The sequence below is a fragment of the Streptomyces sp. PA03-3a genome (assembly GCF_033792735.1).
Classification (GTDB): Bacteria; Actinomycetota; Actinomycetes; order Streptomycetales; family Streptomycetaceae; genus Actinacidiphila.
Map to the genome: position 1 here is coordinate 146,097 of NZ_JARAVM010000020.1, position 24,476 is coordinate 170,572.

Sequence of the window (24,476 nt, forward strand, 5' to 3'; positions counted from 1 at the left end):
CGTCAGGGCCAGAGCAGCGTGCGCGTCCAGCCGCCGGGGACGGCGGGGTCGCGGGTGTAGCGCAGGCGGACGTGGCCCTGGGCGGGGGCGGCCTGCCAGAACTCGGCCTCCTCGGCGGCGAGGCGGTAGACGGTGTGGCCCTCGGGGACGTCGTCGGGGTGGGCGGCGACGTGCCCGGCGGCCCGGCGGCGCGCCTCCTCGTACGCCGCACGGTCCTCCAGGGGGGCACTCATCACGCCCGTGAAGCCGGCCACTCGGGAGGCCTCGCGGCGGCCGAGGAAGTCGCGGCGGGTGGCGTCGCGGCCCAGGGTCTCCACCGGTCCGGTCACCCGGATCTGCCGGCCGTGCCGCGGCCAGTACCAGGTGAGGGCTGCCCAGGGGCGCTCCGCCAGGTCGCGGCCCTTGCGGCTGGCCGCGTCCGAGGCGAAGTCGAAGGCGGGGCGGTCGAGGTCGACGCCGCGCAGCATGAGCACCCGCGCGGAGGGCCGGCCGCCGGCGTCCGCCGTGCTGAGGGTCATGACGTGCGGCTCCGGGACGCCGTCGTCCAGCGCGTACGCGAGCCAGCGGGCGAACAGCGGCCCCGGTTCCGGACCCGCGCCGTCGGGGTCGAAGGAGGGAAGGGGCCCGGCGAGGACGGGCGCGGAGCGCATGCGCTCCCGGAGGGCGTCGGCGGTCACGGGGGCCTGGTCGTCGGTCACGCAACGATCCTGGCATGCGGCCGCCCGGCGCACCGCGGTTCCGCGGTGCGCCGGGCGGCGGCGGTGGGGCCTGTCAGGCCGGGAGGTGGAACTGCTGGTTGGTGCCGCCGGCGCAGGTCCAGATCTGCAGCCGGGCGCCGTTGGCGGTGGACTTGTCGGTGACGTCCAGGCACTTGCCGGAGGCGGGGTTCACCAGGGTGTCCCCGGTGCCGGGCTGCCAGACCTGGGCGCCGGTGCCGTTGCAGTCGTACAGCTGGACCTTGGTGCCGTTGGCGGTGCCGGCGGCGGTGAGGTCCATGCACTTGCCGAGGGCGCGCACGGTGCCGTCGGTGCCGACCGTCCACTGCTGCGCGGTGGTGCCGTTGCAGTCGTACATCTGGACGGCGGTGCCGTTGGCGCTGCTCGCGGCGGCGACGTCGACGCACTTGCCGCCGAGGCCGGTGATCTGGCCGGTGGAGCCGGTGGGCGGCGGGGTGGTGCCGCCGCCGGTCACGGTGTTGAAGACGGAGGAGAACTGCCAGGCGCTCTGCGGGGTGCCGCTGCAGCTGTCGGAGAGCTGCCCGTTGGTGGCGCACGCCTTGTCGCGGCCGAGCGCCCAGAAGGCGAGTTCCTGGATGCCCTTGGACTTGGCGAAGTCGGCGAGCGTGGTGGCGTTGCCGGTGGTGAAGATCTCGCTGGTGTCGTCGTTGACCCCGATCATCGGGGTGTTGCCCTCCATCGCCCACAGCTGGGCGTCGGACTTCTCCGGCCAGATGGCGCCGAGCTGGTTGCGCAGGGCGGTGGCGGCGTCGGTGGCCGCCTTGCCCATGTCGCGGGTCCCGTCGTAGTAGTCCATCGTCATGATGTTGACGAGGTTGACGTTCAGCCCGTTGCTCTTGGCGTTGGAGAGCAGCTTCGTCCCGTTGTCGTCCAGTCCGCTGGGCATGGCCGGCAGGGTGTACTGGACGTCGAGCTTGCGCCCGGCCGCCGCGTACTCCTGCTGGAGCTGGGCGAGCGCCTTGTTGCGGCGGTCGTTGGCCGCGGTGTCGGCGATCGCGCTGCCCTCGACGTCGAGGTCGACGCGGGTGAGGTTGAGGGCGTCGACGACCTTCTTGTACTGGGCCTTGAGCGCGGACACGCTGGAACAGGACAGGCCGATCTCGGTGCCGGAGGCGCCGCCGAAGGAGACGATGACGTCGCCGCCGGCGGCCCGCACGGAGTTGACCGCGGAGGTCCAGCCGGCGTCGGTCACGGGCGTGTCGCCGTTGAACATGGCGTTGCAGCCGCCGCCGTCGATGACGAAGGCGAGCGTGAAGTACTTCAGGCCCGTCGCGTTGCGCACGTTGGTCATCGCCGAGGGCGAGTTCCAGGTCTCGACGTAGGGCGCGGCGTAGTGGGCGGGAAAGCCCGGGCCGGGATTGGCGGCGGCGCTCGCGGAGCCGCCGGTGGCGACGACGGCGGTGGCGGCCATGGCGAGGACGGCGGGGGCCGCGGTGAGGGCTCTGACGGCGGATTTCAGCACGGGACGGCTCCTTCGTGTGCGCACCCGGGGTGCGCGTCGTGGGGGGCAAGCCGTTGAGGGGGTGGTACCGAGGTGAGCGGGGGGGGTGGTACCGGGGGTTGGGGGGATCGAGACAGCCGTTCATGTAGGTGAACATCGCCTCACTACATGAACAGCTGATGGCCGCAGACGCTATGGACCAGACCAGCCCCGCGTCAAGACCCCGGCGCCACGGGTTCGTTGGGGGCCGCGACGACCGCCGGCGGGCCTGCGGGCATGCCTGGTGGCGGGGTCGCCGCCGCCCACCGTGCGGACGGCGGCGGCCCCGCCTGGTGTCGTCCGGCCGGGGTCAGGGACCGGAGACGAGGTTGGCCACGTTGTTCGCGGAGTTGGACGGGCCTCCGCTGTTGTTGATGACGTGGCTGATCGTGCCCGTTCCGCCGAGCGAGACCGTCACCATGTTGTGGAAGCGGACCCCCGACACCGCGGGCACCTCGAAGGCCCGGTCGGCGACGACGGACGGGTTGACGTTGAAGTAGCAGTAGCTGCCCAGGCCCCAGGCCTCGTGACCGGTCACCGACGGGCTGACCTTGTAGGCGTCGTAGCCGCGCGTGGAGCCGTTCATCCAGGCGGACTGGTTGGGCGGGTCGTACGGCATCTCGTTCTGGAAGAAGTACGTACGGCCGCCGTTGCCGTTCCAAATCACCTGGTGCTGCTGGTAGTGCTCCACGAACAGCCCGTACATCGTCACGTTCGTGCCGTTGACGATCAGGCCGTTGGCGGCGGTGTTGCTGTTCCAGCCCACCCCGCTGCCGTGGTCGGCCCGCCACAGCCACATGTGGTCGCCGATGACGTCCGAGCTGTTGACCACCAGGCTCTGGGAGGCCTTGCCGACGCCCGCGCCGCCGATGCGGAAGAAGACGTCGTGCAGCGAGGTCGGGTCCGCGGTGTGCCGCGCGGACGATCCGGCGGGGCCGACCTGCATCAGTGTCTGCGAGTTGGTGGTGCCCGCGTCGATGAGCAGTCCGGCGATCTTCACGCCGTCGACGTCCGCGACGTTCACCGCGGTGATGCCGTTGTCCGGGATCACGGTCGCGAGACCCAGACCGAGCACGACGGTGCCGGCGCGGTTGACGTTCAGCGTCTGGTTGAGGTGGTAGACGCCGGGCGTGAACAGCAGGTTCTTCCCCTGGGCGAGCGCGCCGTTGATGTCGGTGGCGGTCGCTCCGGGCTTGACGATGAAGAACTGGTCGATCGGCAGGGAGCTGCCCGCCGGGTTGCCGCCCGCCCAGGTCGTGCCCTGGGTGTTGGTGCGCAGCGACGGTACGAAGACCTTGTAGGCGCCGGCCGAGTCCACGTACAGGAACGGCTTCTCACGGGTCACCGGCGACTGCGCGACGGTGGTGTAGGGCGGGTTCGGGAAGCTGTTCGAGGGCGCGTTGACGTCACCGACGAAGACCATGTTCCAGTTCGAGCCCGTCCAGCTGCCCCACTGGCTGTTCCGCGACAGCCACTGCTGCTGCGAGCCGGAGCGCACCTGGCCGTCGATCTTGGAGTCGGCGATCAGGCCGCCGCTGGACCAGCCGCCGTCGTCCAGCTGCAGGTTGCCGCGGACGTGCATCCGGCGGTACGGGGCCGCCTGCGAGACCGCCCAGCGGTCGGTGCCGCCGGAGGGGTTGACGGAGAGGTTCTCCGCCGAGCGCCAGAAGTTCTGGGTGGCGTTGCCCTGGAACCAGTCGGCCTCGGCGTGCACCGCGCCGTTGATCGTCACGTCGTCCGGCGACAGGCCCAGGCCCGCGACCTGCGTGTAGAAGCCGACGTTGGCGTCGACGCCGTAGCTGCCGGGCTTGAAGAGCAGGGCGTAGCGCTGGGCACCGAACTGATTGGACTCCTGCTGCCCGAAGACCTGGTTGAGCCGGCCCTGGATCGCGGCCGAGGACATCGACGGGTCGAAGACCGAGACGTTCGGGCCGAAGTCGGGGGTGCCCGGCGGGTTCTGCGGGGAGTCGGTGGAGCCCAGGCTGAAGGACTGCGCGCTCGTGCCGTTGCAGGTGTACTGCTGGATGCGGGCGCCGTCGGCGGCCGACGCGGCGGGCACGTCGAGGCACTTGCCGCTGTTGCGGTTCACGAAGTGGTAGCTCCCGCCGGCCTCCTCGACCGGCAGCCACTGCTGGTTGGCGCCGTTCGAGTACGACCAGAGCTGGACCGGTGCGGCGTCCGCCACGGAGACGTCGGTGACGTCCCAGGCCTTGCTCGCGTCGTTGCGGTTGTTGACGCGGACGTAGCCGTCGCTGGTCGGCTGGAACTGCCACTGCTGCGCGGTGGTGCCGTTGCACGCGTACTGCTGGACCGCGGTGCCGTCGGCGGTGCCCGCGGCGGCGGCGTCGACGCACTTGCCGCTGTGCTTGGCGGCGACGGTCACCCAGCCGGTGGGGAGGCTCGCGGCCTGGGCCTGCGGGGCGGTCAGCACGACGGCGGACAGCCCCGAGGCCAGGAGCGCGCCGAGCGCGAGCGGTACGACGCTGCGCCGGACCCGGCCGCGTCCGGTGGCGCCGCGGGGCGGCGCTCCGAGGGTTCTCATGGATGACTCCTGTTGCCGCGCGGGGCGCGGCGCCGTGGGGGGGGTGGGAGCGGGCATGCCGAAGCGTGCGGCGGCGTGACCGGGCATGGTGGAGGTGGGGGGTGGGGGTCGCCGGGCGCACGCGCCCGGCCGTGCGACAGCGGCTCAAAGGCCGGAACGACCTTTCTTCACGGCGTGAAGTTAGGCTTCTGCAGCGGACACGTCAAGAGGTCGCGCTACGGATTCCGAAGGCCGCCGGATGCGTGGCAGGGCCTGAACTCATCAGCGAGCAGGGGCATCCGCGCAGTTGGCGACCGGTACGGAACCCCACGGCCGGCAGTTCCGCCGGACCCGGGCCGGACAACACTTGAACGCGCCCCCTCCACCGGACCGCCGTGCCCGATCCGCACCCCCGGACCCCTCGTCCGGAACCGCCGATCAACGGAGGCCACCTGCGCGGACATTACTGGTCTGTACCAAAGTCTTGACTGCGCCCTTCCTTCACTCCTTAAATCACGAGTTGAAGAAGGCCTCCCCACCGCCTCCCCCCACCTCTCCCCCTCTCCGCTCCCCCACCGGCGCCCCCCACACGCGCCCGCCGACCGGGAAGGACCTCCCCCCATGACCCGTGCCACGACCGCCGCCAGGCGCGTCGCCGCCCGCCTGTTACTGCTGCTCGCCGTCCTCGTCGGAGCCGTCGCCGCTCCCGCCACGGCCGCCCCCGCCGCCACCCCCTTCAAGGTGCTGGCGTTCTACAACGGCACCTGGGACGCCGCCCACATCGACTTCGTCAAGGAAGCCAACCAGTGGTTCCCGCAGGCCGGGGCCGCCAACGGCTTCACGTACACCTCGACGACCAACTGGAACCTGCTGACCGACGCGAGCGCGCTCGGGCAGTACCAGGTCGTCCTGTTCCTGGACGACGCCCCGACAAGCGCCGCCCAGCGCGCCGGCTTCGAGGCGTACATGCGCGGTGGCGGCGGCTGGATGGGCTTCCACGTCTCGGCCTGGACGGACAACGCGCAGAGCTGGCCCTGGTACTACAACCAGTTCCTCGGCAGCGGGAACTTCCGCTCCAACACCTGGGGCCCCACGACCGCCACCCTGCGCGTCGAGGACCGCACCCACCCCTCCACCTCGCGCCTGCCGGCGACGTTCACTTCGTCGGTGAGCGAGTGGTACGGCTGGAGCAACGACCTGCGCACCAACCCGGACATCGACATCCTGGCGTCCGTCGACCCGGTCAGCTTCCCGCTGGGCACCGACCCCGGGCAGTCGTGGTACAGCGGCTACTACCCGATCCTGTGGACCAACACCAAGTACCGCATGCTGTACGCCAACTTCGGCCACAACGCCATGAACTACGACACGAACACCGGCCTGTCGTCGACCTTCGCCAGCGCCACCCAGAACACCTTCCTCCTCGACGGACTCAAGTGGCTCGGCACCGGCTCCACGGGTGACCCCGACCCGACCGACCCGATATCCGAGACCTCCTGGTACTCCCTGGTCAACGCCGGCAGCGGCCGCTGCGTGGACGCCCGCGCCGCCGGCACGGCCAACGGCACCGCGATCCAGCAGTACACCTGCAACTCCACCACCGCGCAGGACTTCCGCGTGCTGTCCACCGACAGCGGCTACCGGCGCCTGGCCGCCCGCAACGACACCACGAAGGCCGTGGACGTCACCGACGTATCCACCGCCGACAACGCCGCACTCCAGCTCTGGACGTACGGCGGCGGCGGCAACCAGCAGTGGAAGCCCGTCGCCGAGTCCGGCGGCCGCTACCACTTCACCGCCCGCCACAGCGGCAAGTGCCTCACCGCCCCCACCGGCGACCCGAGCGGCACCCAGCTGGTCCAGCGCACCTGCGACGGCTCGGCCGCGCAGTCCTTCCAGCTCGTCGTCCGTCCCTGACCCGGGCGACGGGATCCCGGTGCCGCCCCGCCCCCACGACGGGCCGGGGCGGCACCTCCGCGTCCGGCACCGCGTACCCGTCCCCACCATTTCTGACGGCTCATCAGTATGGAAACCTCCGGTCGCGGCGGTTACGTTCCGCTCACCCGCCGACGCAAGGGAGTGTGGTCGTATGGCCGAGGTCTCCGCGCAGGCCCGCATCCCGGCTCCGGCCGAGAAGGTCTGGCACACCCTCACCGACTCCAACCCGCACACGCAGTGGAGCACCACGCACACCGGCTTCCCCGACGGCGGTCCCGAGCCGCTGGAGGCGGGCGCGACGTACCGGGAGGACATGAAGCTGATGGGCTTCCCCGTCGTGGTGAACTGGGAGGTCACGTCGGTGGACCCCGGCCGCGGGTTCGAGATCGCCGGCAAGGGCCCGATGGCCGTGGACCTGCTCACCCGCCACAGCCTGACGCCGGACGGCGACCGGACCGACGTCCGCATCGAGGGCTCCTTCAACGGCGCGGCCGTCGCCCTCATGGCGGGCAAGCTCAAGGACACCGCCACCGCGGCCCTCAACGGGTCGCTGCGCAAGCTCGCCGGTCTCGTCTTGTAGCCCTGGACCGGCCGGGACGACCCGGGGGCCGGGGGCCGCGGGTGGCGTGACCTTCGCGGCCCCCGGCGCCCGTCGCGGACGCAGCACCGCGTCGGCACTCTCTCCCCCACCGTGAAGGGGTACGTCCCGCGCTCGGCCTCAGCGGAGTTGCCGCACCGTCGATGCCGCCCGGCGTGCTGGGCAGGCCCGCCGCCCCGCGTGCCGGGAGAGTGTTCCTGATCAGGCGTCACCCATAGGTGGATGACGGAGCATTGATCCGTTGTGCCCCGGTACGGTAGCGCTTGCGCCGGCCATGAGGGGCCGACGGACCGACAGGGGAGCCCCGCCCATGCAGATCGCCCGCGCCGCCGCCGCTCTAGCGCTCGCCGCCCTCGCCACCGCCGCAACGGCCTGCGATCCCGCCGGCGCCGGCACGACCGGCGACGGCCGGGCCCCCGCGGGCACCCCCGCCACGGCCGGACCGGCCGGACCGGCCGACCTGCCCTCGTTCGCCGGCATGGGCCTGCAGGCCGCCCAGGACAAGGCCCAGTCGCTCGGCTTCTACCGCCTGGACTCGCACGACGCGCTGGGCCGCGGCCGCGACCAGATCTGGGACCGCGACTGGAAGGTCTGCTTCCAGCGCCCGGCCCCAGGCAGCCGGACCACCACCGCCACCGTCGACTTCGGTGCCGTCAAGCGCGACGAGTCCTGCCCCGGCCAGGACGCCTCGGCGCCCGCCTCTGCGGGAGCGACGATGCCGGACCTCACCGGCACGTCGCTGAAGGTGGCCCGCACGACGCTCACCCCCGCGACGGGCATCACAGCGCAGGACGCCTCGGGGCAGGACCGCTTCATCCTCGTGGAGAGCAACTGGAAGGTGTGCTCGCAGTCGCCCGCCGCCGGAGGCGGGCTCACGGGACAGCCCGTCGTCTTCAAGGCCGTCAAGTTCGGTGAGGCCTGTCCGTAGTCCCGGGTGTGCCGGCTTGATCGTTCGCCGTCCCGGCGTCCGGTTCACGCGGTCGGATCGCACCTTGAACGACGTCTCCGCGGCGCCGCATCACGACGCCGGTGGTCCGGGACGCATGTGCGTCCCGGACCACCGGCGTACGAAGGGGTCAGTCCTCGTCGGCGAGGATCAGGTAGAGCTTCTTGCGGGCCTCGTTGACCACCGTCAGCGCCTTGTCGCGCTGCTCGGGCGTACCGGTCGCCCAGACCTGCCGGAAGGCGTCGACCAGGCCGGCGCCCGCCTTGCGGATCTCGTTCATGGCCTCCCAGTCGATGCCGCGCCCGGCCTCCTCCCAGGGGGCGTCGGCGCCCGCCTCGGCCTCGGTGCGGCCGGCCTCGGTGAGCGTGAAGAGCTTCTTGCCGCCCTCCGACGCGCTGGTGATCAGGCCCTCGTCCTCGAGCAGTTGCAGTGTCGGGTAGACCGAGCCGGGGCTCGGCTTCCACGCGCCGCCGCTGCGCTCGGCGATCTCCTGGATCATCTCGTAGCCGTGCATGGGCCGGTCGGCGAGCAGCGCCAGGATCGAGGCTCGCACATCGCCGCGCCTCGCCCGGCCCCGCGGCCCTCCCCTGCCGCCCCGCCCGCCGTGCCACGGCCCGGGCCCCCAGGGCCCGCCGCCGAACGGCGGTCCGAACGGGCCGAACGCCGCGCGCCGCCCCTCCTGCTCATGGTCGCCGCGGCCGTGATGGCCGGGTCCGACGTGTCCGTGTCCATGGGAACGCATGATGACGCTCCTTCCATCGTCGTACGGTCGCGATACCTCAACGATATATCGGCAACGGTCGCAGAGCAAGGCCCTTCGACCTGCGGAGCCGTGTCCTGTCCCAGCGAAGATGCACCGGTCCGGTCTCACCGAAGATTGACGACTGAGCCGTTCGTCTCATCGAAGGTTCACCTGACACAGCTGCCGGCTGCGTCGTCCAGGAGCGTGGGTGGCAGGTCGTGTCCGTGTCCGCATCGGTAGTTGCGACGACGGGGCGCGGCCCCGTGAGTGCGGCACCCGGGTACGGCATAAGCTCGGCAGATGGCGAAGTACTTCGACGTTCACCCCGAGAACCCCCAGCCGCGCAGCATCGCCCAGGTCGCCGACGCGGTGCGGTCGGGAGGACTCATCGCATACCCCACCGACTCCTGTTACGCGCTGGGCTGCCGGCTGGGCAGCAGGGACGGCATGGACCGGATCCGTTCGATCCGCCACCTCGACGACCGGCACCACTTCACGTTGATGTGCCGGGACTTCGCGCAGCTGGGCCAGTTCGTGCAGGTGGACAATGACGTGTTCCGGGCCGTGAAGGCGTCCACGCCCGGCAGCTACACCTTCATCCTCCCGGCCACCCGTGAGGTGCCGCGCAAGCTGCTGCACCCGAAGAAGAGGACCGTGGGTGTGCGCATCCCGGACCATGTGGTCACCCAGGCGCTGCTGGCCGAAATGGGCGAGCCGCTGCTGTCCAGCACACTGCTGCTGCCTGACGAGGAGGAGCCGATGACGCAGGGCTGGGAGATCAAGGATCGGCTCGATCACGTGGTGGATGCCGTGGTCGACTCCGGGGACTGCGGCACCGAGCCGACGACGGTGGTCGACTTCTCCGGCGGCGTGGCAGAGATCGTACGGCGGGGCGCGGGAGACACCTCGCGGTTCGAGTGAGGCCGCGAGGCCGGTCACGAAGGTATGGATCGTGCCTGCAGCATGAGACGCGCATGCCGCGCCGACGGCACCAGCCTCCCGCCGCTGATTCCTCGGGAGGCTTCTCGGCATGACCGCCGTACAGGGGACAGCCGTCGACATCACGACCGAGGACGGCACCCCCGACGCGTAGAAGTCACTGCAGGTCAGGCCCAGCTAGGGTACGCGGGGCCTCATCACCGATGGCCCGCGCAGGTGTGGCCACCGTCGCCCCGCCCCTCGCAGCATCAACAGCCGCGAACGCGGGGCACCGGTCAAACTTCAGTGAGAACGGTCAAACTTCACTGGGACGGGACAGCCGCCCCGTCCCAGCGAAGATGCACCGGTTCCGCGGCCCAAGGGAGCCGATGTACGGGGCCACTGGGCTCGCCCCATGTCCACCGATCCCGGTTTCACCTGTTCATGCTGCGGCGACCACCACGCAGAGCTCCCCATGAGCTACTGAACACCGAGGGGCGCGAGGCCGAGAAGCCCTGCTTCGGTTGGCTCAGCACGGAACTCGCGCTCTACTCCCCCGGCACCACCAATCTCAGGACCAACGCCCACACACGGCCGGTCGGCACGCGGCCCTTCATAGAGTTGGAGCCCACCGACCATCCGCTCGCCGTCGAACAGCGCACCGGAATCACCCAGGACCGCGTCCGCGAGATCGCCATGGCCGTGCTGCATCCGTCCTGAGTGACCACCGCGCCGGCTTCCCGCACGGGGTCCCGCGCGGACCGAACAGCGGGGCGAGTGTCACACGCACAGGCGGATCAGCCATACTGCCCGCCGTGGAACAGAGCAGAGGTCAGAACATCCCGCTCGTACAGGCCGCCGGCACAGATCCGGCATACGTCCCCGGCATCCTCGTACCGGAACCGGATGACGACGACACAACCGGGGCCGCGGCAGCCTCCGGGACCGGCGGCGCGTCCGACGCCGCGGCGGACGTGACGACCGGCACCGTGCCGTCGCCCGCCACGGCCGCGGATGAGTCCGCCACCGACAACGACACCGACACCGACACCGACACCGACGATGACGACGAGGAAGCCGCCGAAGGCACCGGCGAGAACCGGGAGTTCGAGGCGGCGGACCGCAGGGGGGCCATCCGGGCGGACCGGCGCGGCCTCACCTTCCGGCTGGACGACACCGAGGCCGAGTTCCTCTGGAAGGAGATCCGTGCGGTCGAGGTCGACGTCCCCACGTGGGGGCGCCGCTTCGGCGTCACGGTCTACCTGTCCGAGCGCCGCTGGTTCGAGGCGTGGGCCGACGCACCCAGCCGCCGGCAACTGCGGTCCTGGAGCAATGAGTTCGACGCGATCCTCGACGTCTACTTCGAAGCCGACACCGAGAAGAACGACTCCGTGGAGCAGTAGGCGCTGATCCCGGCCGCGGGTCGGGGGCGGCGCGGCCTCGGGAGGCCCGTAGGGCACGTCCGACGAAAGGCCGCCGAGGCGGAAGGCAACGCAAATGGCAAGGAGCGCCCGCTCCTTGCCACTTTCAAGCTATAGCCCACCGGGGGCCTTGCGGCAAGGCCCCCGCCGTGACGCAGAATCACCGCCCTGAGCCAAAACCTACGGGGTCGGGTGTGTTGATGATCGACGTCATCGTCGTCGGCGGCGGGCCGACCGGGCTGATGCTGGCCGGAGAACTGCGGCTGCAGGGTGTGCGGGTGCTCGTGCTGGAGAGGGAGGTCGAGCCGAGCGTCCAGACCCGCTCGCGCGGCCTGCACGTGCGCAGCATCGAGGTGCTGGACCAGCGCGGTCTGCTCGACCGGTTCCTCACGCTCGGCAGGAAGGTCACGTCCGGCGGGTTCTTCGCCGGCCTCGCCACGCGGTGGCCGGACCGGCTGGACACCGCCCACTCGTACGTCCTCGCCATCCGGCAGACCGACACCGAGCGCCTGCTGACCGAGCACGTCACCGGACTCGGCGTCGAGATCCGGCGCGGCTGCGAACTGACCGCGCTGGGTCAGGACGACGACGGGGTGACCGCCGGACTGGCCGACGGGACGTGCCTGCGCTCGCGCTACCTCGTCGGCTGCGACGGCGGGCGCAGCACCGTGCGCAGGCTGCTCGGGGTCGGTTTCCCCGGCGAGCCCTCCAGGGTCGAGACGCTGATGGGCGAGATGGAGGTGGCCGCGCCGCCGGATACGGTTGCCGCCGTGGTGGCCGAGGTCCGCAGGACGCGGGAGCGGTTCGGCGTCATCCCCGAGCCCGACGGGCGGTACTGCCTCGTCGTGCCGGCCGACGGGGTGGCCGAGGACCGGGCGGCGCCGACCCTGGAGGAGTTCAGGGAGCGGCTGCGGGCGGTCGCCGGCACCGACTTCGGCGTGCACTCGCCGCGCTGGCTCTCCCGCTTCGGCGATGCCACCCGGCAGGCCGAGCGGTATCGGGTGGGCCGGGTGCTGCTCGCCGGTGACGCGGCGCACATCCACCCGCCGACCGGCGGGCAGGGTCTCAACCTGGGCATCCAGGACGCGTTCAACCTGGGCTGGAAGCTCGCCGCCGCGGTGAACGGCTGGGCGCCTGAGAGGCTGCTGGACAGCTACCACGCCGAGCGTCACCCGGTGGCCGCCGACGTGCTGGACAACACCCGCGCGCAGATGCAGCTGCTGTCCACCGAGCCGGGTCCGCGGGCGGTGCGCCGGCTGCTGTCCGAACTGGCCGGCTTCGAGGAGGTGAACCGGCACCTGATCGAGAAGATCACCGGGATCGGGATCCGCTACGACTTCGGCGAGGGCCACGAACTGCTCGGCCGGCGGCTGCGTGACGTCGGGCTGACCCGGGGGCGGCTGTACGGGCTGATGCACGGCGGCCGCGGTCTGCTGCTCGACCGGGGCGGGACGCTGTCGCCGGCGGGCTGGGAGGACCGGGTCGACCGCGTCGTCGACGTCAGCGGGGAACTCGACGTCCCCGCCGTGCTGCTGCGCCCCGACGGCCACGTGGCCTGGGCCGGCGCGGACGGGTGCGAGCTGCACGCCGCCCTCCTCCGCTGGTTCGGCGCCCCCGCGCGCTGAGCCGGTGCGGCTGCTCCCGGCACCACCTCACCAGGGGGTATCACGTGGCGCCGCCGAGGAGTTGCCGAAGGTGACCGGTCGGCCGACTGGCATCCGCGACGCCCGGGGCCGAGACTGCGAGTACGGCACACATATCTTCCGATCACGGACACATGACCCACCCACTGTTTCCGGATCGCGCGCCCGGACGTCGGCCGAGGCGATGCCGCCTCGGTGCCCGGCTCGATCGCACGCGGTCCGCACCCCTCATGGAGCCGCCATGGCGGACATCCCGGTCGACGTCCTGACACCCGGACCCGACCCCGATCCCGACCGCGACGCCGGTCCCGACGCCGGTCCCGATGCGGACCCCGGTCCGGGCCCCGGTCCCGGCCGGTCCGCGGCCACCGGCCGCGAACGGATCCTCGCCGAGGTCCTGGCCCCGGTCGTACAGGCCGAGCGGGTCCCGCTCGACAGCAACTTCTTCACCGACCTCGGCGCCGACTCGATGGTGATGGCGCGCTTCTGCGCCCGGCTCAGGAAGCGCCAGGACGTGCCTCCCGTCTCCATCAAGGACGTCTACCGCCATCCCACCGTCAGGAGCCTGGCGGCGGCCCTCGTCGACGCCCCGCCCCCGGCCGCCGTCCCGCCCGCCGCATCCCCGGCGCAGGCACCGTACGGACCGGACGCGCCGGGGAGCCCGACCGGCACACCGCGTTACGCGCTGTGCGCGACGTTGCAACTGCTGTTCTTCCTCGCGTACTCCTTCGCGACGGCCCTCGTCTTCGCGGGCGGCGTGGAGTGGATCTCGGGCGGCTCGGGGCTGGTCGGCACCTACCTGCGGGCGGTCGTGTTCGGTGCCGCCGTCTTCCTCGGGATGTGCGTGCTCCCGGTCCTGGGCAAGTGGGTGCTGGTCGGCCGGTGGCGACCACGGGAGATCCGCCTCTGGAGCCTGGCGTACGTCCGCTTCTGGTGCGCCAAGACGCTGATCCGGGCGAATCCGCTGGCGCTGTTCACCGGGTCCCCGGTCTACTCCTTCTATCTGCGGGCGCTCGGCGCCAGGATCGGGCGGCGCGTCACGGTCCTCACCCGCCACGTACCGGTCTGCACCGATCTGCTCACCGTCGGCGACGGCACGGTGATCCGCAAGGACGCCTTCCTCAACTGCTACCGGGCGCAGTCCGGGGTGATCCGGACCGGGCCGGTCACCCTCGGCAGGGACGTTCTGGTCGGCGAGGCGACGGTGCTCGACATCGATACCTCCATGGGCGACGGCACCCAGCTCGGCCACTCCTCCTCGCTGCACGCCGGCCAGTCCGTGCCCGACGGGGAGCACTGGCACGGTTCGCCGGCGCAGCCGACCGCGGTCGACTACCGCCGCGAGGCCGGCCCCGCCCGGTGCGGGGCCCTCCGCAGGGCCCTCTACGCCGTGACGCAGGTGCTGACGGCCCTGATCCTGTACGTGCCCCTGGCCGTCGGCGGCGTCGTCCTGCTGGTCTCCGCCGTCCCGCAGTTCCGCTCGCTGCTGCAGCCCGGGCCGACGGCGCTGACGAGCTGGGTGTTCTACGCCGACGCGCTGGCCGCGTCCGCGATGTTCTTCTTCGGCGTCGTCGTCCTGGGGGCCCTGCTCTCGGTGACGGTCCCGCGCGTGCTGAACCTCGTCGTCCGGCCGGACCGCGACTACCCCTTGTTCGGCTTCCGCTACGGTGCGCACCGGGCCGTGGGCTTCCTCACCAACCGGCGCTTCCACAAGGTTCTGTTCGGCGACAGCTCGGCGATCGTGCCGTTCCTGAGCCGGCTCGGGTACGACCTGGGCGAGGTCGAGCAGACCGGCTCCAACTTCGGTCTCACGGTGCGGCAGGACACCCCCTGCCTGACCAGCGTGGGCCGGGGGACGATGATCGCCGACGGGCTGTCGGTCATCAACACCGACTACACCGGTACGTCCTTCCGGACCTCCGAGGTGACGATCGGCCCCCGCAACTTCCTCGGCAACTACATCGCCTTCCCCGCCGGGGGCAGGACCGGCGACAACTGCCTCCTGGCCACCAAGGTGATGGTGCCGCTCGACGGGGAGGTCCGCGAGGGCGTGGGCCTGCTCGGCTCGCCCAGCTTCGAGATCCCCCGGTCCGTCCTGCGGGACAGCAGGTTCGACCACCTCGTCGCGGACCGTGCGACCTTCCGGCGGCGCCTGGCGGCCAAGAACCGGCACAACGCCGCCACGATGGCCCTGCACCTGGGGTCGCGGTGGCTGTTCTTCTTCTCGGTCGCCCTGGTCGTGTCGGCCGCCGCGGACCTCTACGACACCTTCGGGCCCGCGGTGATCGCGCTCGCCAACGTCCTCACCGTGCTGTTCGCCGTCGCCGGCATGGTGCTGACCGAACGCGCCACCACCGGCCCGCACGGCCTCCGGCCGCTGTACTGCTCGATCTACGAACGCCCCTTCTGGCGGCACGAGCGCTACTGGAAGATCACCAACCCGACCGAGGCGATCGCGGTGTTCAACGGCACGCCCTTCAAGACCCTCGTCTGGCGGCTGCTCGGCGTGCGGATCGGCAGCCGGGTCTTCGACGACGGCTGCTACGTCCCGGAACGGTCCCTCGTCAGCATCGGCGACGAGTGCGTCCTCAACGAGGGCACCAGGATCCAGTGCCACTCGCAGGAGGACGGCACCTTCAAGTCGGACCGCACCACGCTGGGAACCCGCTGCACCGTCGGCGTCGGCGCCCTCGTCCACTACGGCGTGACGATGGGCGACGAGGCGGTCCTCGCCGCCGACTCCTTCCTGATGAAGGGCGAGGAGGTGCCCGAGCGGGCCCGCTGGGGCGGCAACCCGGCACGGGAGATGCGGGACGCCGTGGCCGCTGGGCCCGGCTGAAGCCGCGGCGCGGGGACTCCGGGCGCCGCACCTCGTCTTCCGCGGCGCCGCGGAAGACGAGGGAGCCCGGTCCGGGAGGCGGCCCGGGCTCCGCCGAGACCTACGGTGCTGTAGTTTCCACAGGGTCGTCACCACGGGCGCACCGCGCCCCGTCCAGCCGGAGGAGACCTCCCGATGTTCGGCCTCAGCGAACTCGCCCTGCTGCTCGTCGTGGTCGTCGTCCTGATCGGCGTCAGGAAGCTCCCCGACCTCGTCCGCTCCGCCGGGAAGGCCACCCGCATCCTCAAGAGCGAGGCGGCGGCCATGAAGGCGGACGACGACCCGGCCGCCGAACGGCCCGCCCCGCAGGTCATCCGCGCGGCTCCCGGGGACGTCATCCGCAGGACCGACGAGGTGGACGGCACCGGCCGCTGAGCCCTCCCCGGCCGCCCGGCCGAAGCACGGCCGAAGCCCGGACGGGAACACCGGCCCGGAACCGCTGGCGACCCTCCACGCGCCGGGGATCGTCACGCCGGGGATCGCCGCGCCGCCCGCCGGAGGCCCCCGTAGCGGGGACGCCCGCCGGGGGCTCAGGCCGCCTCCCCGACCTCCGTGGCGGGGCCGACGAGTTCCTCGAGGACGTCCTCCATGGTGACGTAGCCGAGCAGCCTGCCCTCGTCCCCGGTGACGGCGGCCAGGTGCGTGCCCGCGGCCCGCAGGGCGGTGAGCGTGTCGTCCAGCGGGGTGGTGGGGCGCAGCCGGATGACGGGGTGGAGGGAGCTCCGGGGGAAGGGGCGGTCGCGTTCGGCGACGCCGAGGGTGTCCTTGATGTGCAGGAAGCCCAGGACGCCGCCGTCGGCGCCGGTGACCGGCAGGCGCGAGTAGCCGGAGGCGGTGGCGGTCCGCTCCAGTTCGTCCGGGGTGACCCGCTCGCCGACGGTGACCATGCGGCCGGCCGGTACGAGGATCTCCCCCACCGGACGGCTGCCCAGTTCCAGGGCGTCCCGCAGGCGCTCGCCGCCCGAGGCGTCGAGCAGACCGGCGGCGCTGGAGTCCTGGACCAGCCGGGCCAGTTCGTCGTCGGTGAAGACCGCCGCGACCTCGTTCCTCGGTTCGACGCGCAGCAGCCGCAGCAGGGCGTTGGCGAAGGCGTTGACGCCGAAGACCACCGGCCGCAGCGCGCGGGTGACGGCCACCAGCGGCGGCCCGAGCAGCAGCGCGGAGCGCTCGGGCGCGGCCAGCGCGATGTTCTTGGGCACCATCTCGCCGACGAGCATGTGCAGGTAGGTGGCCACCGTGAGGGCGATCACGAACGAGATCGGGTGCACCAGCGCGTGCGGGACGTGCGCGGCCTCGAAGCCCGGCTCCAGCAGGTGCGCGATGGCGGGTTCGGCGACCGCGCCCAGCACCAGCGAGGAGACGGTGATGCCCAGCTGCGCGGTGGCCAGCAGGGCGGACAGGTGCTCCAGGCCCCACAGCACCGTGCGGGCGCGCTTGTCACCGGCCTGCGCGCGCGGCTCGATCTGGCTGCGCCGTACGGAGATCAGGGCGAATTCGCCGCCCACGAAGAAGGCGTTCGTCAGCAATGTGAGGGCGCCGACGGCGAGCTGCAGCGCGGTCATCGGGCCTCCTCCGGGATGCGTGCGACACGGACCCGCTCGGCCACGTGGTGGTCGACGCTGAGCACGGTGAAGCGCCAGCCGCCGACCTCCGCGGCGTCGCCCCGGGCGGGGATCCGGCCGAGGGTGGCGGCCAGCAGACCGGCGACGGTCTCGTACGGGCCGTCGGACGCGGTCAGGCCGATGCCGGCGAGCTGGTCCATGCGGATGTTGCCGTCGGCCTCCCAGGACCCGTCGCCCGCGGGGGCGAGGTCGGGCCGCTGCTGGGGGTCGTGCTCGTCGCGCACGTCGCCGACGACCTCCTCCACGACGTCCTCGACGGTGACGACACCGGCGGTGCCCCCGTATTCGTCGATGACGACGGCCATGGTGCGGCGCCTGCGCATCCGGTCCAGCAGCCGGTTCACCGGCAGGCTGTCGGGGACGAGCAGCGGGGCGGTGGCCAGGGCTCCGACGGGCGTGCCGGCGCGCTCGCCGGCCGGGAGGGCCAGTACGTCGCGGATGTGGACGGTGCCGACGACCTCGTCGAGGCTGTCCCGGTAGACGGGGAAGCGGGACAGGCCGGTGGACAGCGACAGGGCCGCGGCGTCGGCGGCGGTCGCGTGGGCCTCCAGGGCCCGGACGTCCACGCGCGGGGTCATGACGTTCTCCGCGGTCAGCTCGCTCAGGTGGAGGGTGCGGACGAAGAGCTCGGCGGAGTCCGGTTCGAGCACGCCCTCGGCGGCGGAGTGGCGGGCCAGGGCCCGCAGCTCGTCCGGTGTGCGGGCGGAGGCCAGTTCCTCGGCCGGTTCCAGACCGAAGCGGCGCACCAGGCGGTTCGCGGTGTCGTTGAGGTGGTTGATCAGCGGTGAGAAGGCCGCGGTGAAGCCGCGCTGCGGCCCCGCCACCACCTTGGCGACGGCCAGCGGGCTGGAGATCGCCCAGTTCTTGGGCACCAGCTCGCCGATCACCATCAGCACCACGGTCGAGACGACGACGCCCAGAACCGTCCCGGTCATCGACGCGGCCCCCTCGGGCAGGCCGACGGCTTCGATCGGGCCGCTCAGCAGCACCGACAGGGACGGCTCGGCGAGCATGCCGATGACCAGCGAGGTCACCGTGATGCCCAGCTGCGCGCCGGACAGCTGCAGGGTCAGCCGCCGCACGGCCTTGAGGGCGCCGTCCGCGCCGCGCTCACCGGCGGCGGCGGAACGTTCCAGCTCGCCGCGCTCCACCGTGGTCAGGGAGAACTCCGCCGCGACGAACACCGCGCAGGCCAGGGTCAGCAGCAGGGCCAGCAGGAGGAGCAGGACTTCGGTCACCGTGTCACCCCCGTCGCCGCGCTTCGGCGGGCCCCTCGGGGGATGACACGGTCGGTACTCGGGGGATGGTCCATCGCGGGAACCGCGGCTCCTTCTTCTTGCTCGGTACGGCAGGGTCCACCCATGGTAAAGGACACGCAAAGGCGGCCGTCAATGAAGACGGGCCTTGTGCCGCCGCCGCGGCGAGCCCCGTGACCGGACGAAGCCCGCTCGGCCAAGTGGGTGTCTTGGGAACTTCTTTACCTGACGCGGTAGTTCCCGGGGTGGCCCGCAGGGGGCCGACGGAACCGCGGGTGAAGGAGCGAACGCCGCAATGGTGTTCCAACGGCCACGGGCGGACGACAGGGATTCCTGACCCGCTCGCCCCCGGCTCTCCGGCGGGCCGTGCCGCGGCCGGCGGCACGGCCCGCGCCACCGGAGCCGGCTCCACCGCGCGCCGCACCCCGTCCGTCCGGCCACCGCCACCGTCCGAGCTCATGTCCCGCACGTCCCCGGGCGGCGCCGCCGCCGGGACGTGCCGCCCCGACCATCCGTGGAGTCACCCCCCGATGTCCTGGTTCGAAGCCGCCGTCCTCGGCCTGCTGCAGGGGCTCACCGAGTTCCTGCCCGTATCCTCCAGCGCCCACCTGCGCGTGTTCTCCGCCCTGGCCGGCTGGAAGGACCCGGGGTCCGCCTTCACGGCCGTGACGCAGCTGGGCACCGAGACGGCCGTGCTGATCTACTTCCGCCGCGACATCGTCTCGATCGTCAAGGCCTGGACGACCTCACTCTTCGTCCCCGACCGGCGCAAGGACCCCGACGCCCGCATGGGCTGGTTCGTCATCGTCGGGACGATCCCCATCGCGGTCCTCGGCGCCGTCTTCCAGCACAGCATCGAGACGTCACTGCGTGATCTGCGGATCACCGGCACCGTGCTGATCCTCTTCGGACTGGTCCTCGCCGTCGCCGACCGCACCCGGGCGATCCGCAAGGCCAAGCCCATCAGCGAGCTGACACTCCCGCACGCCCTCGGCTACGGCTTCGCCCAGTCACTCGCCCTCATCCCCGGCGTGTCCCGCTCCGGCGGGACGATCAGCGCGGGGCTCTTCCTCGGCTACAGCCGTGAGGCGGCCGCCCGCTACTCCTTCCTGCTGGCCATCCCCGCGGTGCTCGCGTCCGGCACCCTGGAGCTGTTCGAGATCGGCGGCGAGACCGCCCCCGCCTGGGGCCCGACGCTGCTCGCCACCGGGATCGCCTTCGCCGTGGGCTACGCGGCCATCGCCTGGTTCCTCAGGTACGTCTCCACGCACAGCTTCACGCCGTTCGTGATCTACCGCGTGCTGCTCGGCGCGCTGATCATCGGGCTGGTCGCCGTCGGCGCGGTCGCGCCCGGCGCGGGCGACGTGGGCTGACCCGGCCCGGCTCAGTCCTCGTCCTGCGCGTCGTCGTCGCCCTGGTCGTCGCCCCCGTCCGCGGACGGTGTGACGGCCTGGGGCGAGGACCCGGCCCCCTGGGTCGGCGTCGCGCTCGGACCGTCGGTGGGGGTGTTGGCGGAGCTGCTCTCCGGCGAGAACCAGATCATGCCGAGGATCACGGCCACCACGAAGGCCACCACCCCGGCGATGGCGCTCGCGACGCGCGGCCGGTAGCGGATGAACTCGCCGGGGCTGCGGCGCTGCGCCGGGGCCGCCCGCCGCCTGGGCGCAGCCGCTCGCGCGCCGCGCGCCGGCCGCGTCGCCGGCGGCGACACGAGCGCCGAGGTACCGGCCCTGCTCCCGGCGTCGTTCGGGGTGGCGTTGCCCGCGCCGCGCGACGCGGCGCCGGCGGGCGGGGGGAGGGGGACGGGACGCGCGCGCCAGGCGTCGGTGCGGAACCAGTCGGCCACGTCCTGGGCCGCCGGCCGGTCCTCCGGCTGCTTGGCCAGGAGCCCGAGCAGGTAGCCCTCGAACGCCGCGGGCAGGTCGACGCCCCGCTGCGAGGGCGGCACGGGCGCACTGTCGATGTGCTGGTAGAGCAGGGCCGTCGGGCTGTCGCCCTGGAACGGCGTACGGCCCGTCAGCAGCTGGTAGAGGACGCACCCGAGGGCGTACACGTCGGAGGCCGGTCCCGCGTTCTGGCCCAGGGCCCGTTCGGGGGCGAGGTAGAGGCTGGTGCCGACGATCTGCCCGGTCATGGTGAGCGCGGCGGCCGGATCGTCGACGAACCGGGCTATGCCGAAGTCACCGATCTTGAGCGAACCGGCGGCGTCGAGCATCAGGTTGCCCGGCTTGATGTCGCGGTGCACGATGCCCTGCTGGTGGGCGGCCGCCAGCCCCGCGGCGGCCTGCGCGGCGACGACCGCGACCTGTTCGGCGCCCAGTACGTGCCCGGCCTCCAGCAACTGGGCCAGGCTGTCGCCCTCGACCAGTTCCATGACGAGGAAGAACCGCCCGTCCCAGGCTCCGAAGTCGAAGACCGCCACGACGTGCGGATGCCCCAGACGCGCCGCCGTCTGCGCCTCCAGCCGGAAGCGGGCGGCCGCGGAGGCGTCCGAGCCGTCACCCAGCAGGAGCTTCACCGCGACGGGACGCCCCAGCACCTCGTCGGTCGCCCGCCACACCTCGCCCATGCCGCCGCGGCCGATGGGCGCGTCCAAGCGATACCGATCCGCCACCAGCACGTCGTACGACCTCGATCCCGCGAGCCAAACCAGACCCCCCTTAAGGTACTTCACCCGCACACTCGCGGTGACCTGCGGCCGCAACCGCCGATGACCCGCACCTCACCGGGGAACCCCGGAACGACCGGGCGGGCACGCCGAGCGAAGGCGCCTGCCACTCAGGGGACTTGATGCATCAGAACCCGGCTGCCGACCGTGTCGGCCGCTCCCGCACGGGGCCGGCGCACGCGTGCTGCCCGCGGCGCGCCGGCGGTGGGCGGCGCGTACACGGCGTTCGCGCGGCGGCGGCCGGCCCTCTGTGACGCGATGTTCACGCGGCACGCCGGTCTGCCCTTCGCCACACCCGAGGCCCCGGCGGCCCTGCGCGAGGCGTTCGGTGAACTGCCGCGCGCCGTCGGGCCGGTGGCGGGCGCCGACGGCGCACCGGACGTCCTCACGGAGACCTCCTGGACCGGGCCGCACGGTCTGGTCACCCTCATGCGCAGCGGCCGGCTGCCGCAGGAGGCGCACGAGCGCCGCCTCGCCCTGTCGAACGCCCGCTCCACCAGTGCCGTCTGACCCCGGCGCCGAGCCCGCCCGCTCAGGGGACGAGGACGGTGAGGGAGGTGTCGGTCACGGCGAACCCCAGCCGCTCGTACAGCCCGCGGGCGGGATTGGCGTCGCTCACCGCCAGGCCGATCCGTGGGAGACCGCCGATCGCCGCGTCCGCCAGCACCCGGCGCAGCAGCCGGGAGCCGAGACCGGCGTAACGCGAATCCGGCCGCCGGAAGACCGTCGCGACCCACGGGAGGCCGTCGCGGTCCGTCACGACGACCCCGGCGACGACGCGGTCGGCCTCGTCGACCGCCAGGGCGCTGCACGGCAGGACCGGCCCGAGCACGGCGCCCGACAGCACCGGGGCCAGCTGGGCGTCGAGGGCCTCCTGGTCATTGCCCTCGTGGTGGTCGGGGTGACCGGGCGCGAAGGCGGCGCGCCAGGCGGGGAACAGTTCCTCGGCCGAGCGGTCGCAGGGGACGGCGCGCAGCCCGTCGGGCAGGGGCCACGAGGCCCACTCGGCCCGCGGGGGGTCGGCGACGAGGTCGCGCTCCATCCCGTGGGCGTGCCGGAGGACCCTGGCACCGTGCCGTACGAGCTGCTCCCCGAGTTCGACGGAGCCCGACACCGCCCACCCCGGCAGGCCCGCGAGCACGGCCGGCACCGGGTCCGGTCCCACCGCTTCCGCGAGGTCGGCCCAGGGACGGCCGTCCCTGACCCCCTCGACGTACGTCAGTTGCGGCAGTCCCCCCGGCCCGCGCAGGACCAGGCGCTCCTCCTCGTGCACGGCCACTCAGTACCCGCCCGCCGCTGTCGCCATCGCTCTCATGCGGCCCATGCTGCGGGCCGCCCGCCGGTGCGCGCAAACGATTTGCCGCGGGGGTCCGCCGCGGCGTACCGGCGGGCGGGACGGTCAGACCCGCGCGGCCGGGTAGGTCGGGTACTCGACCTCGGAGACGTGCTGGACGACCCGGATGACCTGGCACGAGTAGCCGAACTCGTTGTCGTACCAGAGGTAGAGGATGGCGTTGTCGCCGTCGACCTTGGTGGCGCCGGCGTCGACGATCGAGGCGTGGCGCGAGCCGATGAAGTCGCTGGAGACGGCGTCCGGGGCGCTGATGAAGTCGATCTGGCGCTTGAGCGGCGAGGTCAGCGACACCTCGCGGAGGTGGTCGAGGACCTCCTCGCGAGTGGTCTCGCGGGCGAGCTGCAGGCTGAGGATCGCGATCGAGACGTCCGGCACCGGCACCCGGATGGAGCTGCCGGTGATCCTCGCCTTGAGGTCGGGCAGGGCCTTGGCGACGGCCGAGGCGGCACCGGTCTCGGTGATGACCATGTTGAGCGGCGCCGAGCGGCCGCGGCGGTCGGAGCTGTGGTAGTTGTCGAGCAGGTTCTGGTCGTTGGTGAACGAGTGGACCGTCTCGACGTGGCCGCGCAGGACGCCGTACTCGTCCGCCATCGCCTTCAGCGGCGGCACGATCGCGTTGGTGGTGCAGGAGGCGCAGGACAGGATCCGCTCGTCCGGCTTGATCATGTCGTGGTTGACGCCGTGGACGACGTTGGGGACGTCCCCCTTGCCCGGCGCGGTCAGGACGACCTTGTCGACGCCGGGACGCAGGTGCTGCGAAAGCCCCTCGCGGTCCCGCCACTTGCCGGTGTTGTCGATGAGGATGGCGTTCCTGATGCCGTACGCCGTGTAGTCCAGCGACGCCGGGTCGTCGGCGTAGATCACCTTGATCGCGTTGCCGTTGGCGATGATCGTGCTGTTCGCCTCGTCGATGGTGATCGTGCCCTGGAACTGGCCGTGGATGGAGTCGCGGCGCAGCAGCGAGGCGCGCTTGACGAGGTCTTCGGCGGCCCGGCCGGAGCCCTTGCGGACGACGACGGCGCGCAGCCGCAGGCCGTTGCCGGAACCGGACTTCTCGATCAGCAGCCGGGCCAGGAGACGGCCGATGCGGCCGAATCCGTAGAGGACGACGTCGCGCGGCTCGCGGCGCTCGATCTTGTTGGCACCGGTGGCGCCCGCGACGGCTCCGGCGGTGAACTCCTCCACGGACAGCCCGCGGTCGTCGGCCCGGTAGGTCGCGGCGAGCATGCCGAGGTCGATCTGGGACGGGCCGAGGTCGAGTGTGGTCAGGGCCCGCAGGAACGGCAGCGTCTCGGTGACGGAGAGCTCCTGTCCGGCGATCTGCCGGACGAAGCGGTGGGCCTTCAGGATGCTGATCACCGACTTGTTCACCAAGGAGCGGCTGTGCAGCAGGACGGTCACGTCCCGCTCCCTGTGCAGCTTCCCGATGATCGGAATCATCGATTCCGCGATCTCCTCGCGGTGCTTCCAGTCGGTGAACGAGTCGTCATTGACAGTCACAGGCGCATCTTTCGAGCTAGGCGGTGCTCATATGTTAACCACACCGCCACCTCGTGCTTTCCGCGGGTCCCGCCCGTCGTCGTTCAGGAGACCGCGACGACGCCCACGGCCGCCGAGCCGGTCTTCGCCCGCAGCAGGACGTCGTAGAGGTACCCGTCGCCGGCCCGCGGGGCCACGGTCGCCCGCGCCCCGGTGGGCAGCGCGCGGGAGACGGCCTCGTGCCGCTCCCCCGGCGCCGAGCCGCTGACCGCCAC

The 24,476-nt window shown here is 72.2% G+C and carries 20 protein-coding genes; 11 read left to right on the forward strand and 9 right to left on the reverse strand.

All coding sequences use genetic code 11. The features are described from left to right. Positions 1–2: 2 nt before the first annotated feature. From PV342_RS24205 to PV342_RS24215, 3 genes are all read right to left on the reverse strand, one after another. Entirely contained in the window at positions 3–698 is a 696-nt protein-coding gene (locus tag PV342_RS24205) for a pyridoxine/pyridoxamine 5'-phosphate oxidase (protein WP_400807746.1), read from the reverse strand. Positions 699–771: 73 nt separating this feature from the next. Then, positions 772–2,199 carry an RICIN domain-containing protein gene (locus PV342_RS24210; RefSeq protein WP_500318662.1) on the reverse strand — a complete coding sequence of 476 codons (1,428 nt, stop codon included), beginning with the start codon at positions 2,197–2,199 and terminating at the stop codon, positions 772–774. A gap of 328 nt (positions 2,200–2,527) precedes the next feature. Further along, a complete protein-coding gene (locus PV342_RS24215; RefSeq protein ID WP_500318663.1) occupies positions 2,528–4,759 on the reverse strand; it encodes a pectate lyase-like domain-containing protein in 2,232 nt (743 codons plus the stop codon). Positions 4,760–5,359: 600 nt separating this feature from the next. On the opposite strand from PV342_RS24215, the gene PV342_RS24220 reads away from it, so the two are divergent. The 3 genes from PV342_RS24220 to PV342_RS24230 all read left to right on the forward strand — a co-directional run bounded on the left by PV342_RS24220 (position 5,360) and on the right by PV342_RS24230 (position 8,202). Continuing rightward, complete coding sequence (locus PV342_RS24220; protein WP_400807751.1) at positions 5,360–6,655, forward strand: ThuA domain-containing protein; 1,296 nt, start codon at positions 5,360–5,362, stop codon at positions 6,653–6,655. A 172-nt stretch (positions 6,656–6,827) separates the two neighbouring features. Next, positions 6,828–7,256 (forward strand): type II toxin-antitoxin system Rv0910 family toxin, encoded by a 429-nt coding sequence (locus PV342_RS24225; protein ID WP_500318664.1) that lies wholly within the window; start codon positions 6,828–6,830, stop codon positions 7,254–7,256. A gap of 328 nt (positions 7,257–7,584) precedes the next feature. Beyond that, complete coding sequence (locus PV342_RS24230) at positions 7,585–8,202, forward strand: PASTA domain-containing protein (protein ID WP_500318665.1); 618 nt, start codon at positions 7,585–7,587, stop codon at positions 8,200–8,202. Between the two features lie 148 nt (positions 8,203–8,350). Here PV342_RS24230 and PV342_RS24235 read toward each other — a convergent pair whose 3' ends face one another. Then, positions 8,351–8,962, reverse strand: coding sequence for a PadR family transcriptional regulator (locus tag PV342_RS24235; RefSeq protein WP_400807758.1), 612 nt, complete (start codon positions 8,960–8,962; stop codon positions 8,351–8,353). 300 nt (positions 8,963–9,262) lie between these two features. On the opposite strand from PV342_RS24235, the gene PV342_RS24240 reads away from it, so the two are divergent. The 6 genes from PV342_RS24240 (at position 9,263) to PV342_RS24265 (ending at position 16,197) form a co-directional block, all read left to right on the forward strand. Beyond that, the gene (locus PV342_RS24240; protein WP_386991703.1) at positions 9,263–9,883 is read left to right on the forward strand and encodes an L-threonylcarbamoyladenylate synthase; all 621 of its coding nucleotides are present in this window, start codon (positions 9,263–9,265) and stop codon (positions 9,881–9,883) included. A 441-nt stretch (positions 9,884–10,324) separates the two neighbouring features. Next, complete coding sequence (locus PV342_RS24245) at positions 10,325–10,600, forward strand: DUF2199 domain-containing protein (protein ID WP_400808583.1); 276 nt, start codon at positions 10,325–10,327, stop codon at positions 10,598–10,600. A 95-nt stretch (positions 10,601–10,695) separates the two neighbouring features. Beyond that, positions 10,696–11,283, forward strand: coding sequence for a hypothetical protein (locus PV342_RS24250; protein WP_500318666.1), 588 nt, complete (start codon positions 10,696–10,698; stop codon positions 11,281–11,283). Positions 11,284–11,501: 218 nt separating this feature from the next. After that, positions 11,502–12,926: a rifampin monooxygenase gene (rox, locus tag PV342_RS24255; RefSeq protein WP_500318667.1), complete on the forward strand. Its 1,425-nt coding sequence runs from the start codon at positions 11,502–11,504 to the stop codon at positions 12,924–12,926. A 259-nt stretch (positions 12,927–13,185) separates the two neighbouring features. Beyond that, positions 13,186–15,783 (forward strand): Pls/PosA family non-ribosomal peptide synthetase, encoded by a 2,598-nt coding sequence (locus tag PV342_RS24260; RefSeq protein WP_500318668.1) that lies wholly within the window; start codon positions 13,186–13,188, stop codon positions 15,781–15,783. 174 nt (positions 15,784–15,957) lie between these two features. Next, complete coding sequence (locus PV342_RS24265; RefSeq protein ID WP_361004872.1) at positions 15,958–16,197, forward strand: twin-arginine translocase TatA/TatE family subunit; 240 nt, start codon at positions 15,958–15,960, stop codon at positions 16,195–16,197. A 155-nt stretch (positions 16,198–16,352) separates the two neighbouring features. On the opposite strand, the gene PV342_RS24270 is transcribed toward PV342_RS24265, so the two are convergent. Continuing rightward, on the reverse strand, positions 16,353–17,384 hold the full coding sequence (locus PV342_RS24270) for a hemolysin family protein (RefSeq protein WP_386991694.1): 1,032 nt from the start codon (positions 17,382–17,384) through the stop codon (positions 16,353–16,355). Further along, positions 17,381–18,682, reverse strand: a complete 1,302-nt coding sequence (locus tag PV342_RS24275) for a hemolysin family protein (protein ID WP_500318669.1) — start codon at positions 18,680–18,682, stop codon at positions 17,381–17,383. Before PV342_RS24275 ends, PV342_RS24270 begins: the two co-directional genes overlap by 4 nt. 548 nt (positions 18,683–19,230) lie before the next feature. Here PV342_RS24275 and PV342_RS24280 point away from each other — a divergent pair. Beyond that, a complete protein-coding gene (locus tag PV342_RS24280) occupies positions 19,231–20,073 on the forward strand; it encodes an undecaprenyl-diphosphate phosphatase (protein ID WP_018558665.1) in 843 nt (280 codons plus the stop codon). Positions 20,074–20,084: 11 nt separating this feature from the next. Here the strand turns inward: PV342_RS24280 and PV342_RS24285 are convergent, their stop codons facing one another. Continuing rightward, a complete protein-coding gene (locus tag PV342_RS24285) occupies positions 20,085–21,320 on the reverse strand; it encodes a serine/threonine-protein kinase (protein WP_500318670.1) in 1,236 nt (411 codons plus the stop codon). A gap of 252 nt (positions 21,321–21,572) precedes the next feature. On the opposite strand from PV342_RS24285, the gene PV342_RS24290 reads away from it, so the two are divergent. Then, positions 21,573–21,878, forward strand: a complete 306-nt coding sequence (locus PV342_RS24290; RefSeq protein ID WP_500318671.1) for a TetR-like C-terminal domain-containing protein — start codon at positions 21,573–21,575, stop codon at positions 21,876–21,878. 22 nt (positions 21,879–21,900) lie between these two features. Here the strand turns inward: PV342_RS24290 and PV342_RS24295 are convergent, their stop codons facing one another. Then, positions 21,901–22,641, reverse strand: coding sequence for a GNAT family N-acetyltransferase (locus tag PV342_RS24295; protein WP_500318672.1), 741 nt, complete (start codon positions 22,639–22,641; stop codon positions 21,901–21,903). A 126-nt stretch (positions 22,642–22,767) separates the two neighbouring features. Further along, a complete protein-coding gene (locus PV342_RS24300) occupies positions 22,768–24,222 on the reverse strand; it encodes a glyceraldehyde-3-phosphate dehydrogenase (RefSeq protein WP_500318673.1) in 1,455 nt (484 codons plus the stop codon). Between the last annotated feature and the right edge of the window lie 254 nt (positions 24,223–24,476).